The 13,516-nt window shown below is 50.0% G+C and carries 8 protein-coding genes; 1 reads left to right on the top strand and 7 read right to left on the bottom strand.

The annotated features are described in order from the left end of the window. Nucleotides 1-220 precede the first annotated feature (220 nt). A complete protein-coding gene (locus FPG75_RS07760; protein ID WP_143306191.1) occupies nt 221-856 on the top strand; it encodes a response regulator transcription factor in 636 nt (211 codons plus the stop codon). Here the strand turns inward: FPG75_RS07760 and FPG75_RS07755 are convergent. The 7 genes from FPG75_RS07755 to FPG75_RS07725 all read right to left on the bottom strand — a co-directional run bounded on the left by FPG75_RS07755 (nt 842) and on the right by FPG75_RS07725 (nt 13,516). Continuing rightward, nucleotides 842-3,898 (bottom strand): sensor histidine kinase, encoded by a 3,057-nt coding sequence (locus tag FPG75_RS07755; protein WP_161596713.1) that lies wholly within the window; start codon nt 3,896-3,898, stop codon nt 842-844. The genes FPG75_RS07760 and FPG75_RS07755 overlap by 15 nt on opposite strands. A gap of 198 nt (nt 3,899-4,096) precedes the next feature. Next, complete coding sequence (locus FPG75_RS07750) at nt 4,097-5,140, bottom strand: TlpA disulfide reductase family protein (protein ID WP_143306189.1); 1,044 nt, start codon at nt 5,138-5,140, stop codon at nt 4,097-4,099. Between the two features lie 21 nt (nt 5,141-5,161). Then, nucleotides 5,162-6,649, bottom strand: coding sequence for a PKD-like family lipoprotein (locus FPG75_RS07745; protein ID WP_143306188.1), 1,488 nt, complete (start codon nt 6,647-6,649; stop codon nt 5,162-5,164). Between the two features lie 12 nt (nt 6,650-6,661). Continuing rightward, nucleotides 6,662-7,420 carry a DUF4843 domain-containing protein gene (locus FPG75_RS07740; protein WP_143306187.1) on the bottom strand — a complete coding sequence of 253 codons (759 nt, stop codon included), beginning with the start codon at nt 7,418-7,420 and terminating at the stop codon, nt 6,662-6,664. 11 nt (nt 7,421-7,431) lie between these two features. Next, nucleotides 7,432-8,862 (bottom strand): RagB/SusD family nutrient uptake outer membrane protein, encoded by a 1,431-nt coding sequence (locus FPG75_RS07735; RefSeq protein ID WP_161596712.1) that lies wholly within the window; start codon nt 8,860-8,862, stop codon nt 7,432-7,434. Between the two features lie 10 nt (nt 8,863-8,872). Beyond that, complete coding sequence (locus FPG75_RS07730) at nt 8,873-12,184, bottom strand: SusC/RagA family TonB-linked outer membrane protein (RefSeq protein WP_161596711.1); 3,312 nt, start codon at nt 12,182-12,184, stop codon at nt 8,873-8,875. A 180-nt stretch (nt 12,185-12,364) separates the two neighbouring features. Continuing rightward, nucleotides 12,365-13,516 (bottom strand): FecR family protein, encoded by a 1,152-nt coding sequence (locus FPG75_RS07725; RefSeq protein ID WP_143306184.1) that lies wholly within the window; start codon nt 13,514-13,516, stop codon nt 12,365-12,367.

Below are 13,516 nucleotides of genomic sequence, written 5' to 3'. Positions count from 1 at the left end.
ACATGGCGGTGTGTAAAATTAATCATAGGAACACATTTTATGGTTAAATCACAGATTCGTCAAATGCATTGCAAATCAACAACATTGCATCTCGCAACAAATTTATCAACACCCTCCGGCTGGCACTGTAGTAATATTTATAATTGTTTTGTAGTTTTTTTACTACATAAATTTGTCAAGATAAGGCCTAACTTTGCCGTATATACGTTATCTGATACCTATGAAATCAATTTTAGTAGCAGAAGACCATGTGATCGTGAGAATGGGGGTCATGGCCATTATCAGGCACCTGCTGGGACAGGTGGATATCGTCGAATCCGACAATTTCAATGAAACCATACAGTTGCTGGGCCAGCGTTCATTTGACCTGCTTGTGCTGGATATCAATATACCCGGGGGGAATAACCTGAAGATGATTGATGCAGCCCGCTTGCGGCAGCCTGGTATCCGGATACTGGTGTTTTCCGGCTACGACGAACAACTGTTCGGCATCAATTACGTGCAGGCCGGCGCCAATGGCTACCTGCATAAAGATGCGCCGGAAGAAGAGATCAGGAAGGCGCTGATCACCGTACTGAATAATGATACTTATCTCAGCGCCAATGTAAAAGAACAGCTGGTGCAGCGCATCGGCGGCAAATCGCGCAATGGCCATACCAACCCGCTTCACAGCCTCTCCAGCCGTGAAAAAGAAGTGCTCTCCCTGCTGATCAAAGGCAATAACAATATGAGTATCGCCAAAACATTGAATTTACAGGTCACTACTATCAGTACTTATAAGAACAGGATATTTGAGAAGCTGGAGATCTCCAATATTATTGAGCTAACAGAAAAAGTGAAGTTATACAGCAATTGATATCGTGATCGTTGTTCCTTTATCAACGGCACTTTGCACATCCAGCTGCCCGTTTACCAGCGGCAGTAATTCCAATACGATCGACAAGCCAATGCCATAGTGTAACACACTGGCAGGCCGTTCCGCCTCTGTAGCCGCTTTCGCTGCTTTTTGCACCCACGCCAATATCTCCGGCTGAAATCCTGTACCCTTATCTGTAATCGTGATATCTGCCCACTGGCCGCGCATGTGCGCGGAGAGCAGCACCTGGCCGTTCTCGGTGTACTTCACGGCATTGTCCAGCAGGTTATGGATGATGATGCCCAGGATAAGCGGGTTGCTATGTATCTTCATTGGCCGCTGCTCTTGCAGCACAATGGCAGTATCCCGTGCAGCCGCCACGAGGTCGAAAATGGCTTTCTTCTCTTCCAGCAGTTCATACAGGTCCATCTCTTCCATTCTTATTTCTCCGGCCAGCAGGTGCGTTTTCACATAGCCGACGAGGTTATCCAGCAGGAAATACATGCGGTAAGCGGTATCGTAGATCATGCCTACCTCCTCTTTCATCTCGTTGTAGCTGAGGTTCCTGTCTATCACGCGCTCGGCGCCATGCACCAGGTATTTCATAGGCGTTTTGATATCATGCGAGATAGCGGCTACCAGTTTCTCCTGCATCTGCATCTGCGCGCGCAGGCGGCTTTCGGAGGTGGCCAGCTCTTTCGTACGGTCGTGCACGTGAGCCTCCAGCTGGGCATTGCTCTTCTTCAGATAATATACTCTCAGGCGGATGTATACGTAAACACAAATGATCACGATCATCACTATCAACAACCGGAACCAGGTGGTTTCAAAATAAGCTGGCGCCACCATCAGCACCAGGCTGCGACAGGTATAGTTGTTATTGCCAAAGCCGTTCGCTTTCCTGATCACCAGCTGATGCGCGCCGGAAGGCAGGGAAGAAAAGGTGAGCGTTTGATTGTCGGAAATATCCAGCCAGGACGTGTCTTTGCCGCCAGACAGCCAGGCGTAATCTATCTGCAGATTATAATCATTGCCAAAATAGGGCGTGCTGATTTCCAGTTTCAATGGCTTGAAATGATGTGGCAGCCAGATCGTATCGCGGTCTTTGTATTCCTGTTCGCCTGCGGTAATCTTGTCAATAAACAATGCTTTATCAGGCAGCTCTGCTATTTTCTCTCTGGTAGAAAACGCTACCAGTCCGTTCATCGAAGGCAGCGATATCCGGCCATCATCCAGTTTTATAGCACAGGGCTCACAGCCGCCATTAAATTCATTGGTGTTGAAACCCGCGTCCCTGGCGTAATATAGGTAAAAGATATTCCCCTGCGGTTGGCGGGCGTATTCGAGGAGGTCTTTCCTGGCCGCCTGGAACAATCCTTTGTTGGTGCTAAGCCATAGATAGCCCGCTTCATCGGGAATGATACAATGCACGACCGACAAATACTGACGGGCATCCAGCGGGAAGGCTGTGAGCTTGTTACCATCGTACAGAAAAAAGCCGTGGTTGGCAGTGCTGATCCATATTTCATGCGGCCCTTTCACATACAGGCTGCGCACACAAATGTGTTCGAGCCCGGGAATGGTATCTGTATGGCGATTGGAGATGTTGACGCGCAATAATCCCTTCTCCGGCGCTACCCATAAGTATCCATCCTTATCTTCCTGAAAATACATCACGTGGTGAAGATTGGGATGAAATACCTTCAGGCTTTGTTGTTCGCCTTCATCCAGGTACCAGGTACCGTGGTTGTAGGTGCCGATCCACAGGCGGTGGTGATCATCTTCATAAATCTGTGTGATGGCATCCGACAGATGATACTGATGCAATATATTATTACCCGTGGCATCCAGCTCGCTAAGGTAGCCCTGCGTTTTGTACCAGATATGCTGGCGGTAGTCGCGCAGCATGCTGTATTTATCGCGGCGTTTGTCGCTGGTATAGGCCTGCCGCAATCCTTTGATGGCAGTGGCTTTGTAGGCGCTGTCATATGCGTTGCCGGTGGGAGTTATTACGCCATGCGCGCCAAATGGCGCTTGCGCATAATATACTGCATCTACGCCGGGCTCATCGCCGAAGGTGGTAAATTTCTTTTCCCCGAATACATACAATCCATTTGTTTGACTGCCGATAAACAGGCGCTTGTCCGCAGTATTATAGTAAAGCGTTACAGCGCTGATGCCTGGCAAATCCAGGTGGGATAATAGTTTCCGGGTATTGAGATCGCCGCCGGGCAGGCGGGTTACCAGGTACAGGGTACTGTCGAGATAGATGAACAGTTGATCCGCGGCCAGGTTCCAGTATAATGCTGACCTGTTGAGTTTTGTTTGCCAGGAGGGATGTGCGGTAATATCGCCGCAGATCGCCTGTTGCTGCGCCTGCATGTTGTGAAACCCGGTGAGCCGGCCCTGGTGATCCAGATGATACAATTCTTTTTCCAGGAAGAAGAAAGACAGAAAATCACCATAACCAAAAGCAATTGCTTTCAGCGTTTGCTGATTTTTACGCAGGGTGATGCTATCCCTTCCGATGATATATGCCTGATCATCTTCACCGGGGATGATGTATTCGCTGAGATGAAGATATCCCTGGTAGAGATTAGGCAGGCTGGAAGCGGGGAAAGAAAGGCTTTTGTTATACCGCAGAGCGTATTCGTGGAAACTATAGGGCGGCAGCCATTTCCAGTAGCGGGAGCCAACGGCGCCCTGGTCGATATCGATCACCTCGTCTTCAATGAAAGCGTGGATATGGTGATGATCATCTGCAAACATGTAGTTGGTCCGGTCGGACGTAGTTCCCAGGGACACGCTGTTATACAGGCGGAAATTTTTCCCGTCGAAACGAACGATACCGTTTTCTGTTCCCAGCCACAGGAATCCGTATTGGTCCGGGATGATACATTTCACGCTGTTCTGCGGGAGGCCGTTATCATCAGTATAATGCTTTTCTAAAAGCAGGTTTCCCGCTGCTTGTGCATGGGCAATGTTGAGATTGCCTTGCAACATGAGCAGCGCCAATAGGCAGCAACAAAGATATTTTTTCACGTTTTTGACAATCGCATATGCGGCGGCGGTGCAAGATATTGCAAAATAGTGATATCTGCCAGATAAGATCATATTCGCTGTTTCCAGAACAGCGTAGATGCGTTCCTGTATGGAGCATGTCTTCCAGCGAGGCGCCTCGCTGGAAGACATGCTCACCGCGCTGCACGAATGAGGTATTTATTAGCATGCGCATTAGCGTTATCGCAGCAGCGTATCCAGCTTATCTAATGCTGCTCCTTTCAGATTATGCGCAATAATTTTTCCTTCGGGGTCGATGAGGAAATTTTGCGGGATGAATTCAACGGCATACAGTTTCGCAGCAGTGGCCTGCTGCGGGTCGAGGTTGGAAATATGTTTCCATGGAAGCTGATCCGCCGTGATAGCCTTGATCCATTCGGCCCTTGATCTGTCCAGTGATACGCTCAGCACGGTGAAGTTCCTGTCTTTGTATTTATTATATGCCTTCAGCACGTTGGGATTCTCTTCTCTGCAAGGATGGCACCAGCTGGCCCAGAAATCTACCAGCACATATTTACCGCGGAAGTCTTTCAATGAAACGGCAATGCCGGCGGTATCCTTCTCTGTGAAGTCGGGTGCAGGCGCGCCTATTTGCACCCGCCGCTGATTTTCCAGACTCTCTGCAAACGCTTTACCCGGGCGGCTCTGCCTCACTGTAGGCGCCAGGGCTGCGAAGGCCGTTTTCTTCTGTTCCAGGGTATAGTCATAAAATCCTTTCAGCAGTTCAAGACTGATGAATGAAGCAGGATGTTTCGATATAAAATCTTTCTGCACCTGTAAATATTTTTCCTTCATCGCTTGCTGATCTTGCTCGCTGGATGGCTGCCCGATCGCCCTCATCTCCTGCTGCAGCGCTGCGCTCTCTTCATTGAGCAGAGAGCCCTGTACAACAAGATGCTTATCCGCATCATTGGTGATGGTGATGTTACCTGGCTCGAGATAGAACCGGCCGCCGGCAGGCCTGGCCTGCTTTTCTTCCGCAGGCGGATAAGTCCAGACGAGATACGCCATCACCGGTTCATCCAGCTCACCAGCAAATGTAAATCTGTCGTTGACAATCCGTGTGGAGTCATGCACCTGTTGGCCATCCAGCGCATAATAAAGATGTGCCCATGCAGGATGGTCGGGCAGGTGCAGGTTGCCGGTAATCCGGAAAGGTTTTGACGCATCCGCTGCAACAGGCAGCAGCAGCAATAGCAGGAAATAAAAATGGTTTCGTATCATAGTTTTTGATTTAATGAATGATCATCGTTCTCTGTAGGCAATGCTCTCTACTTTTCCTGTACCGGGAAAAGAACGATATAATTGCAGCTGCCCGTTGATCTCTGGCACCGTATAGAGATCCAGTGTACCGGCGCCTTTGGTATAAGTACACACCAACAGTTTCCTGGCGAGGCTCTTATAGTAAACAGCATTGGGCGCAGCATCATACGTGCTGGCAAAGGGCTGGAATTTCATCAGGGAGATGGTGGCGGCGCCGTAATCCTGCATCAGGAAACTTTGTTTCAGCGTAGGATCATATTCATACACCTTGCCGCCAACGTTGTAGAAGAGATAGCCCAGATCGGGGCTCACAGCAAATTGCGTGGCAGCGGCAATGCCTTCTCCGATGATCTCCGCATAATATTGCTGTTTACCCGTCAGGGTAAACCCGGCCAGGTAACGTTTGCTGGTTTTGCTGTCTTGCAACACGGCAAATACCTGTCCGCCGTTGAAAGGCACATAGTTCATATACAACAGTTCCATGCCGGTGGTGAAATTGAAAAGATCGCCGGCCGGCAGCGTAAGACAGGTGTTGCCAAATCCCGGATAGCGCAGGAAGGTGCTGCTGGCGCTGTCGTATACGATCGAATTATCCTGGTAACCGCCGGTGTTTATTCCTATCCAGCGCGAAGGCTGAAACAACACAGTGCCGCCATCCCTCGTATTCACCGGACCAGTGATGCTTTGCCCTCCCACCTGATAAAGGTTCCTGTTGGCGTACAGCATGCCGCTGTATTGCTCCAGATATAGGTTAGCGCTGCTCCAGTCGGTAAATGGTTCCGATACGCTCATCACGGTCTGCATATCATACGATGGCAGATATTCCAATGTATCCAGCCCCAGCAACACGGCCTTCTTGCTGGTGGCAACGAAGATAGCCACCGTGCCATTCGCCGGGCCACCGATATAGGAAAAGCCGGTGGCTACATAGGCCGGCCGGCCATCGGCCACATAGGCCGAATGCATTTTCTTCAGGATATCTGTATACAAGGTATCATGGCTGCCTATGCGCGAGATCATATCGAGGCGGCTGTTACCATCTTCTGTATCGCAGAGCAGCAGCCAGCCTTCATAACTGGCAGCACTTACGGTAAGATAAAAATAGCTGTCTGTGAATATGCCCGTCTTCTTGTCCGTAACGCGATAATACACGTAATAACTGCCGAAGCCAAGGCCTGGCACGGTATCGAGGTCGCGCTTCGTGGACAGCTGAATAGGCTCCATCGTATAGCCGAGCAAGTGATCCACGGTCCATTGATAGGAATAGTTAACGGTATCTTCCTGTTGGCCATCCGTCAGCTCCAGCGCAGGCCTGATGGTGAGCCTGTCGCCGTAATTGATGATATAGGAAGAGTCAATCCCTTTTATCTGCACCCGTTTCACGGTAGTATAGCTATAATTCCCCTTATCTTTCATACAGGCTGTTATCAACACTCCCAGCATCGCTATAAAGCTGATATATCTTTTCATAATGAAATAAATTTATTGTACTGCAGGCCCCATTTTCATATTACTGCCATCAGCTTCTTTCACCGGGTAGCCCGCCTGTTGCTGTTGGTTAAGATATTGCTGTACCTGCCTGGAGAAGCTGGTAAGCTGCGTAGGTGAATAGACAGGCGCATTGTAAAAACGCTGCAACTTCAGCAACATCACTTTCACCATCAGCTCCAGCTTCAATCTGGAATAGGCTCCCAGCGCGTCTTTATTGGCATCCCACAACCCTGGCTGCGGCAGGATATCATCTATCACGATCTTCATCACTACTGCCGACGCCACATAAGGCGCCTTGTAATCATATGCCTGCATATTGGTTTTGAAATAATTATTGGGCACGAGCTTCAGGGTCAATGTCACCGATTTTTCGTAAAGCGCTGCAGGACGCAGTACCACAACAGGGATCAGGCGACTGACTGCTCCGGCGGGGATCATCAGGCTGTCGGCCACTGGCAGGCGGTAATGTTGGCCGGCAACAGCAGTGGTGGCGCTATCGACCGTCACCATGCTGAAACTGCGGTCCACAGCGGCTACCTCTCCTATCACCTTCGCATAGATCTTTAACGTATCTGTCGTAAGGGTATCTCTGGCAAAACTGTAATGAATAGTATCTGTATTCTGGTAATTATCCCTATAGGAAAAATAGATATCAGTACTCCCCTGGTATGACAACAGGTTGCTCTTGGTGCAGGCGCTACCCAAAAGCAGGAGCAGCAGGCTAAAAAAAAGAGGCTTGTTCCTATTCATGAATGCATGTTTTATCTGAAAGATGTTTCGGACAGTGGCAGCGGCACCACATAATTACCGGGCGGCATCGTAATGACAGCATTGGCTGAAGCACCGCTGCTGATGGCCATTTGCTGCGTTCGTTTAAAATAGAAGAAGAGCTGACCTTCACCCCAGCACTCTTTCTGGTACTCCTTGCCGAGCTGCGTTTGCTTGTCGCCGTTAAGGATAAGTGGTGGCAATCCCCTGTTAACGCGCACCGTGTTCAGCAGCCGGGCAGCGTTGTTGTCATCCGGCTCCCCCTCTGCTGAAATGTAATACAGCTCGGCAATGCGGATAAGCGGTTGCAGTTTGCGGTACATCAGGTTCTTATTCTGGATATCGGCATACTTGAAAAATGTTTTATCGGTTCTTGTAGAAGTACGGTCTACATCAAAGTTGATGCGGAAGCGGTAATCGTTGCTGTTTCGCTCATAGATATCATTGAGCCGTTGTGCCAGCGGCATCAGGATATTATCAGCGGTCAGACTGGCGGCAAACCGTCTCGTTTGTGTATTATACATGTCGGCATTTTCAAGCCCGAAGATCACCTCTGAAGAAAAGATGCGGTCAGGATTAACGATGCCGGGAGCAGAAAGTGCGGAAGGGCTCCAGGGGAACCAGGCGGATGCTTCTCTGATCACCTTGTCTGCCGCAGCTTTAGCGCCGGCAACATCTCCGCGGTACAACAGCGCCCTCGCCTGCAATGCCTGCACAGCATAGTAGTTCATGCGGCGGTTACGAAAACTGAAGTAGCTGTCGCCACCCGGACTAACAGCCTGCACCCCCTTACTGCGTACCGGATCTTTATCCAGTAACTTCGTTGCGGTGGCGATATCGTCCAGCACATTTTGCATCGCGGTATTGGCCGGCAGGAGTGCCTGGATCTTCGACTCGGGATCATGTGGATAAGGGATCGCTGCTTTCAATGAATCGGTGGCATACACCGGGCCGAAAAGCCGCAACAGGTCAAATGCCACAAATGCCCGCAAGCCGTAAGCTTCTCCCAGCATCAGCTGTTTTTCATCATCTGTCAACACCTTGTTATCCGGCCCGAGGTGTTTGATAAATAGATTGAGATTAAGTATCGCCGTGTAACTGCTGTTCCACATCGCCGTTGTGCGGTCCATTACAGCGGCATCTGCATATTTATAGTTGGCCTGCGTATTAAAAACATGTCCGCTGCTGCTGCAGTCGTAATACTGCGCCATCACATCCAGCGTGGTACAGGTAAAGTTCTCTCCGTAGGCAGCCGGCTTGGCGAGGTTCAGGTAAATACCATTGAGCACATTGCGGATAGACGTGCGGCTGTCGTACACATCATTCTCCAGGAACTTGTCTTCAGGCTGCACATCCAGGTATTTATTGCAGGAGAAGAACGATAGCGTGATGACAAGCAGGGAGACAGCTGAAATATATCGCATAATCATTTTTTTAGAAGAAGACATTAACACTGAAGGATACGGCATTGCTGAAAGGATAATCGATTCCCCGCTCCGACTTGATATTGGACAGGCGGAAAATATCATTCATGTATGCATTCAGCCGGATGGTCTTCCATCCGAGGCGCTGTAGCCAGTGGTGTTGCGCGGCATGAAATTCATATCCCGCGTTGATAGATTCACCGGTGAGAAAATTTTCTTTCTGAATGAAGCGGGACGACATCGGCGTCTTGTCGCTGATATCGATCGCCCTGAACTCCGCATGATCGCCGGCTTGCTTCCAGCGCTGCTCCAGCGCGCGTTTGTCCTGGTTGTTCTGCAGGTCATTATAACTGATATTCTCTACTTTGTTATAAAGCGCTGTGTTAAAGAGGTACTTGCCTATGCTGTATCGGAGATTGATCCCCAGCAGGAATCCTTTTATATTCAGGTTAGAGCTTATCACGCCTTCTATTAAGGGTTTCCCGTCGCCGATGGGCATGATGTCCGCCGGATCATATACTAATGTTTCTTCTCCGTTCTTTTTGCGGAACACCTCCTGCCCGGTGGCAGGACTGATGCCCAATGAGGTAACCGCCCACAGCTCGTCCGGACTGTAGCCATCGAGGTAACGCTGCAAAGAGCTGGATCGCTGTGCTTCGTCGTTCAGGTTCTTCAGGATATTGGAAAAACCTTCATAGCGGCTTTTATACAAACTGCCGGTATAACCGAGTGTCCATAGTACATTTCTATCAGGATGATAAACAGGCGAGAAACGGATGATCGCCTCTGCGCCACGTGTACGCAAGCTGCCTACATTGAGTGCATAAGTAGATACGCCTGATGATGCCGGCAGCGAGCCTGTAGCGATCAGCGGGTTCGATAATTTTTCATACACATTGATGGTCGCCACGAGCCTGCCGCCCCAAAGCACTGCATCTATACCCCCACTGGTGCTGCGCGTACGTTGCCATTGCAACAGTGGATTGCCCAGCTGTGTGATATACAATCCCTGTCCGAAGATGTTCAGGTTGTTTTCATATCCGTATACAGAAGTGGAAGCAAAGCTACCCAGCGCCTGGTTGCCGGTGGTGCCTACGTTGGCCCTGACCCGCAGCATATTCAGCCAGGCAATATCTTCCATCATCTTTTCACTGCTGATGTTCCAGCCCCCGCCTACTGACCAGAACGGAGAATATTTATTATTGCTGCCAAACGAAGTAGAACCATCGATCCTGAAATTCACATCCACGAAATAACGGTTGTTATAGGCATAGTTGAAGCTGCCCAACGCATTTACCCTGCGTACTTTCGACTTTTGGTAAAGTGGCCTGGCATCCTGCTGAAAGCCGTAAGCGAAGGCCGGATTGGGTTTCACGCCATCCGGAAATCCGGTAGCAGTAAAGCCCGTAATGGTTTGCCCCTGCTCCTGGATCTCTGAACGGACATTACCGGTAAGACTATGTACCTTGTTGATCACCTTGCGGTAGGTAAGCATCAGGTTGGCCTGGTAGTTCAACCCGTCCTGACGGGACTCAGTATAAGTGCCTTTCCTGTATACGCCCACCGTATCAAACATGGTGTTAGCCGAGGGAATAAAGGTGATGCCGGTAGCGCTGCTCTTGCTTACCTGCAAACCGCCCGATACCCGCCATTCCTTGCTGACATCATAGATCAGGTTGATCGTATTCTGCAACGTGAAAGCATTGTTATTGTTCTTCGATCCCAGCTGGGCATTATAGATAGGATTGCCGATCTTCACGGTATCCGGAATAAAAGAATTGGTATTCAGCAGATAGGTTTCCAGATACCGGTCTGTATTAAGACTGCCATCTTCTTTTTTCTTGCGGTAGTAAGGATTGATCTTCACAAAATCACTGAAGGAACCATAAGGCGATTCATTCGCATTGGCGCCATTTACATAAAGTTCGTTGGAGATGTTCAGTTTGTTTTTCCGATAGGTAAGATCAATGATACCGCCCCATGTTTTCCTGTCGGAGCCGATCATTACGCCATTGAGGCCGCGGTAATTGAGCCCGATGCCGTACTGAAATTCGGCGCTGCCTCCATTTACCTGCAAGGAATGTCCGTTGGTAAAACTGTTCTGTAGCGGCACATTCAGCCAATAGCTGTTTACGCCACTGCGTACAGCGGCCAGCCGGTTGTTATACAAGTTATCATTTACGAGGGTGGAGGTCATGGAAGAGGAAGGCTTGTATAGGCCCGCCAGCCGCTGAAATTCAAGGTCTTCGGCTGCATTCATCATATTGTAGTCGCGCAGGTCGGGGATCTCAAAGCGCAGATCAGCGGTATAGGATACATTCAGTTCTCCGGGTTTGGGTTGTACGGTTTCTACGATCACTACACCGTTGGCGGCCCGGGAGCCGTACAATGCTGTGGAAGCAGCGTCTTTCAGCAATGTGATGGACGCCACCCTGTTGATATCGAGGTCGATGATCTGCTGCAGGGTGGTTTCCATCCCGTTCAAAATAAATAATGGCTGGTTAGGATCTGTAGAAAACTGGTCTCTTACGGTGTTGGATGAAAGGCTGGTCTTTCCTCTTACTTCTATCTTCGGCAACTGGTTAGGATTGGATCCTTTCATGTTGTCAGGGGCGATGATAAAAGAAGGGTCGAGTGTCTTCAGGCTCTGTAACACGTTCAGATTACCTATGCGGCGCAACTCCTTTCCTGTGAAAGAAGCCACGGCGCCTGAAAAGGTGATCTTGTTACGATTGAACATCCCGGTGCTGATGGTCACATCCCTGATGTTTACCGCTGCGGATTGCAGCGGTATGGTCCTGATGCAGGAACATGCTGTCATTTCTACGGGCTTGAAGCCAACGAAGGAGATCACAAGGATCACATCTTCATCGGGCAGTCGCAGTTCAAAATTGCCGTTCTGATCGGCGGTGGCGCCCTGTCGCGTGCCTTTTATCACGATAGTGGCGCCAGGCAATGGCTGTCCATTACTGTCTGTGATCTTGCCGCGCATCACTTGCGCAGCTGGTCCTTCCTGTTGCTCCCGCTGTTTCAAGCGGCTGATCACGATCAGTTTGTCTTCTCTGATCTCATAGGCCAGCATGGCTGGTTTCAGGTATCTGTCGAGGATCACGGTAACAGGTGCATCTTTTACATCAATATCCATTCGTGCATCTTCCGGCAGCATATTGTTGTTATAGATAAACCTGTACCCGGTCTGTTTTCTGATCTCTTTAAAAAGCCGGACAAAGGTGAATCCTTTTCCGGATAGCGTGACCTGGGCATAGGTGATCATAGTCAGCTGCAGGCAGCCGATCAGCAAAAAGAAAATCCTGGATCGCATACTACTCATTAATGGTTTGGTTCCTGACCGGCCCGGCTCTATGGGCATGCAGGTTGTTCACAAATGCGCACATCTGTGAGATTTTGGTTAATAAATGTATCGTATCGCCCGCTGGTGGCGCAAGGCTAGCCTCTTTCCTGCCTGTTCTTTGCAGGTGATAAAAATGCTCTCGACAGTCCGCTATTTATTCACATGAACTTTTATTTTGCGGCCCTCTTCTGAAAATGTGACAGCACCGGTAGCCGACAGCATGGACAATACCTGTTCCAATGTGGAGGTACGTGCCATCACTGCGCTGAATTTAAGGCCGGCAGCAGCCGGGTCTGTGTCAAAGTCGATGTCATACCACCTCGATAGCAGACGCAGTACGGCGTCCAGCCGTTCGTTCTCAAAATCAAAATAGCCGTTCTTCCAGGCGATGACCTGTCCGGCATCTACTTCCCTGACGGGAATGGTGGGAGATGCCTGGTGCATGACCAACGCCTGTTGATCGGGCTTCAGGACTACGCCTGATACGCTGTTCATCACTTTTATCTTTCCAGAGAGCAGCGTAGTACGAGTAGCTGCTTCCTCTTCGTATGCATTTATATTGAATTGCGTGCCTAACACCTGTACCTGTTGATCCGCCGTCACAACGATGAACGGCTGATCATGTGGCGCTACTTCGAGATATACTTCTCCGGTGACGCTGATCTTTCTTTCTGTGCCGGTAAAAGCGGTAGGATAAGTAACGGACGATGCGGCATTGAGCCACACCTTCGTGCCATCCGGCAGCACCAGGCGAAACTGGCCACCACGAGGTGTTTGCAACAGATTGGTGCCTGCTGCTGCCGCTGCCTGGCTGTTATATACCAGTTGCCCCTGCTGCTGCGATATGGTGGCCTGCCCTTGCTGAATCACCTGATGCCCGTTGCTGTCCAGCGCGATGCTGGAGCCGTCGGCCAAGGTCAGCACAGCTTTGTTCGTACCAGGCCGGATCAGGGAAAAGTTCACTGTTCTAACAGAAGTGGTGTCAGCTGCTTTATGCGTCTGATAATAATATACAGTGCCCAGCAACAACAACACCGCTGCGGCAGCGCCGATGCGCCACCACGGCAACAACCTTCTCACCGGTTTCCTGCGGGCCTGCAAGGCTGCAAAGATCTCTTCTCTCAGGTCCAGGTCTTCGCCGCCTTCGATGGGCAATTGCAGTACATCGTCTATCATCTGTGCCAGCCGGGGCTCCTGATCGCCCTGCCTGATCAATGCGAACAGCTGCTCTCTTTCCGCTGCTGTTACAGCATTGGTCAGGTATTTATCCATCAATTGCTGAAATTGATCCGGCACTTGCAT

The sequence above is a fragment of the Chitinophaga vietnamensis genome, assembly GCF_902167635.1.
Lineage (GTDB): Bacteria > Bacteroidota > Bacteroidia > Chitinophagales > Chitinophagaceae > Chitinophaga > Chitinophaga vietnamensis.
Note: the sequence above shows the minus strand (reverse complement) of the source record. Positions and strands in the feature narration are given on the sequence as shown.

Coding starts and splice junctions, on each gene's coding strand:
- FPG75_RS07760 (WP_143306191.1), top strand. CDS start 221: ATGAAATCAATTTTAGTAGCAGAAGACCATGTGATCGTGAGAATGGGG.
- FPG75_RS07750 (WP_143306189.1), bottom strand. CDS start 5,140: ATGATACGAAACCATTTTTATTTCCTGCTATTGCTGCTGCTGCCTGTT.
- FPG75_RS07745 (WP_143306188.1), bottom strand. CDS start 6,649: ATGAAAAGATATATCAGCTTTATAGCGATGCTGGGAGTGTTGATAACA.
- FPG75_RS07740 (WP_143306187.1), bottom strand. CDS start 7,420: ATGAATAGGAACAAGCCTCTTTTTTTTAGCCTGCTGCTCCTGCTTTTG.
- FPG75_RS07735 (WP_161596712.1), bottom strand. CDS start 8,862: ATGCGATATATTTCAGCTGTCTCCCTGCTTGTCATCACGCTATCGTTC.
- FPG75_RS07730 (WP_161596711.1), bottom strand. CDS start 12,184: ATGCGATCCAGGATTTTCTTTTTGCTGATCGGCTGCCTGCAGCTGACT.
- FPG75_RS07725 (WP_143306184.1), bottom strand. CDS start 13,516: ATGCAAGTGCCGGATCAATTTCAGCAATTGATGGATAAATACCTGACC.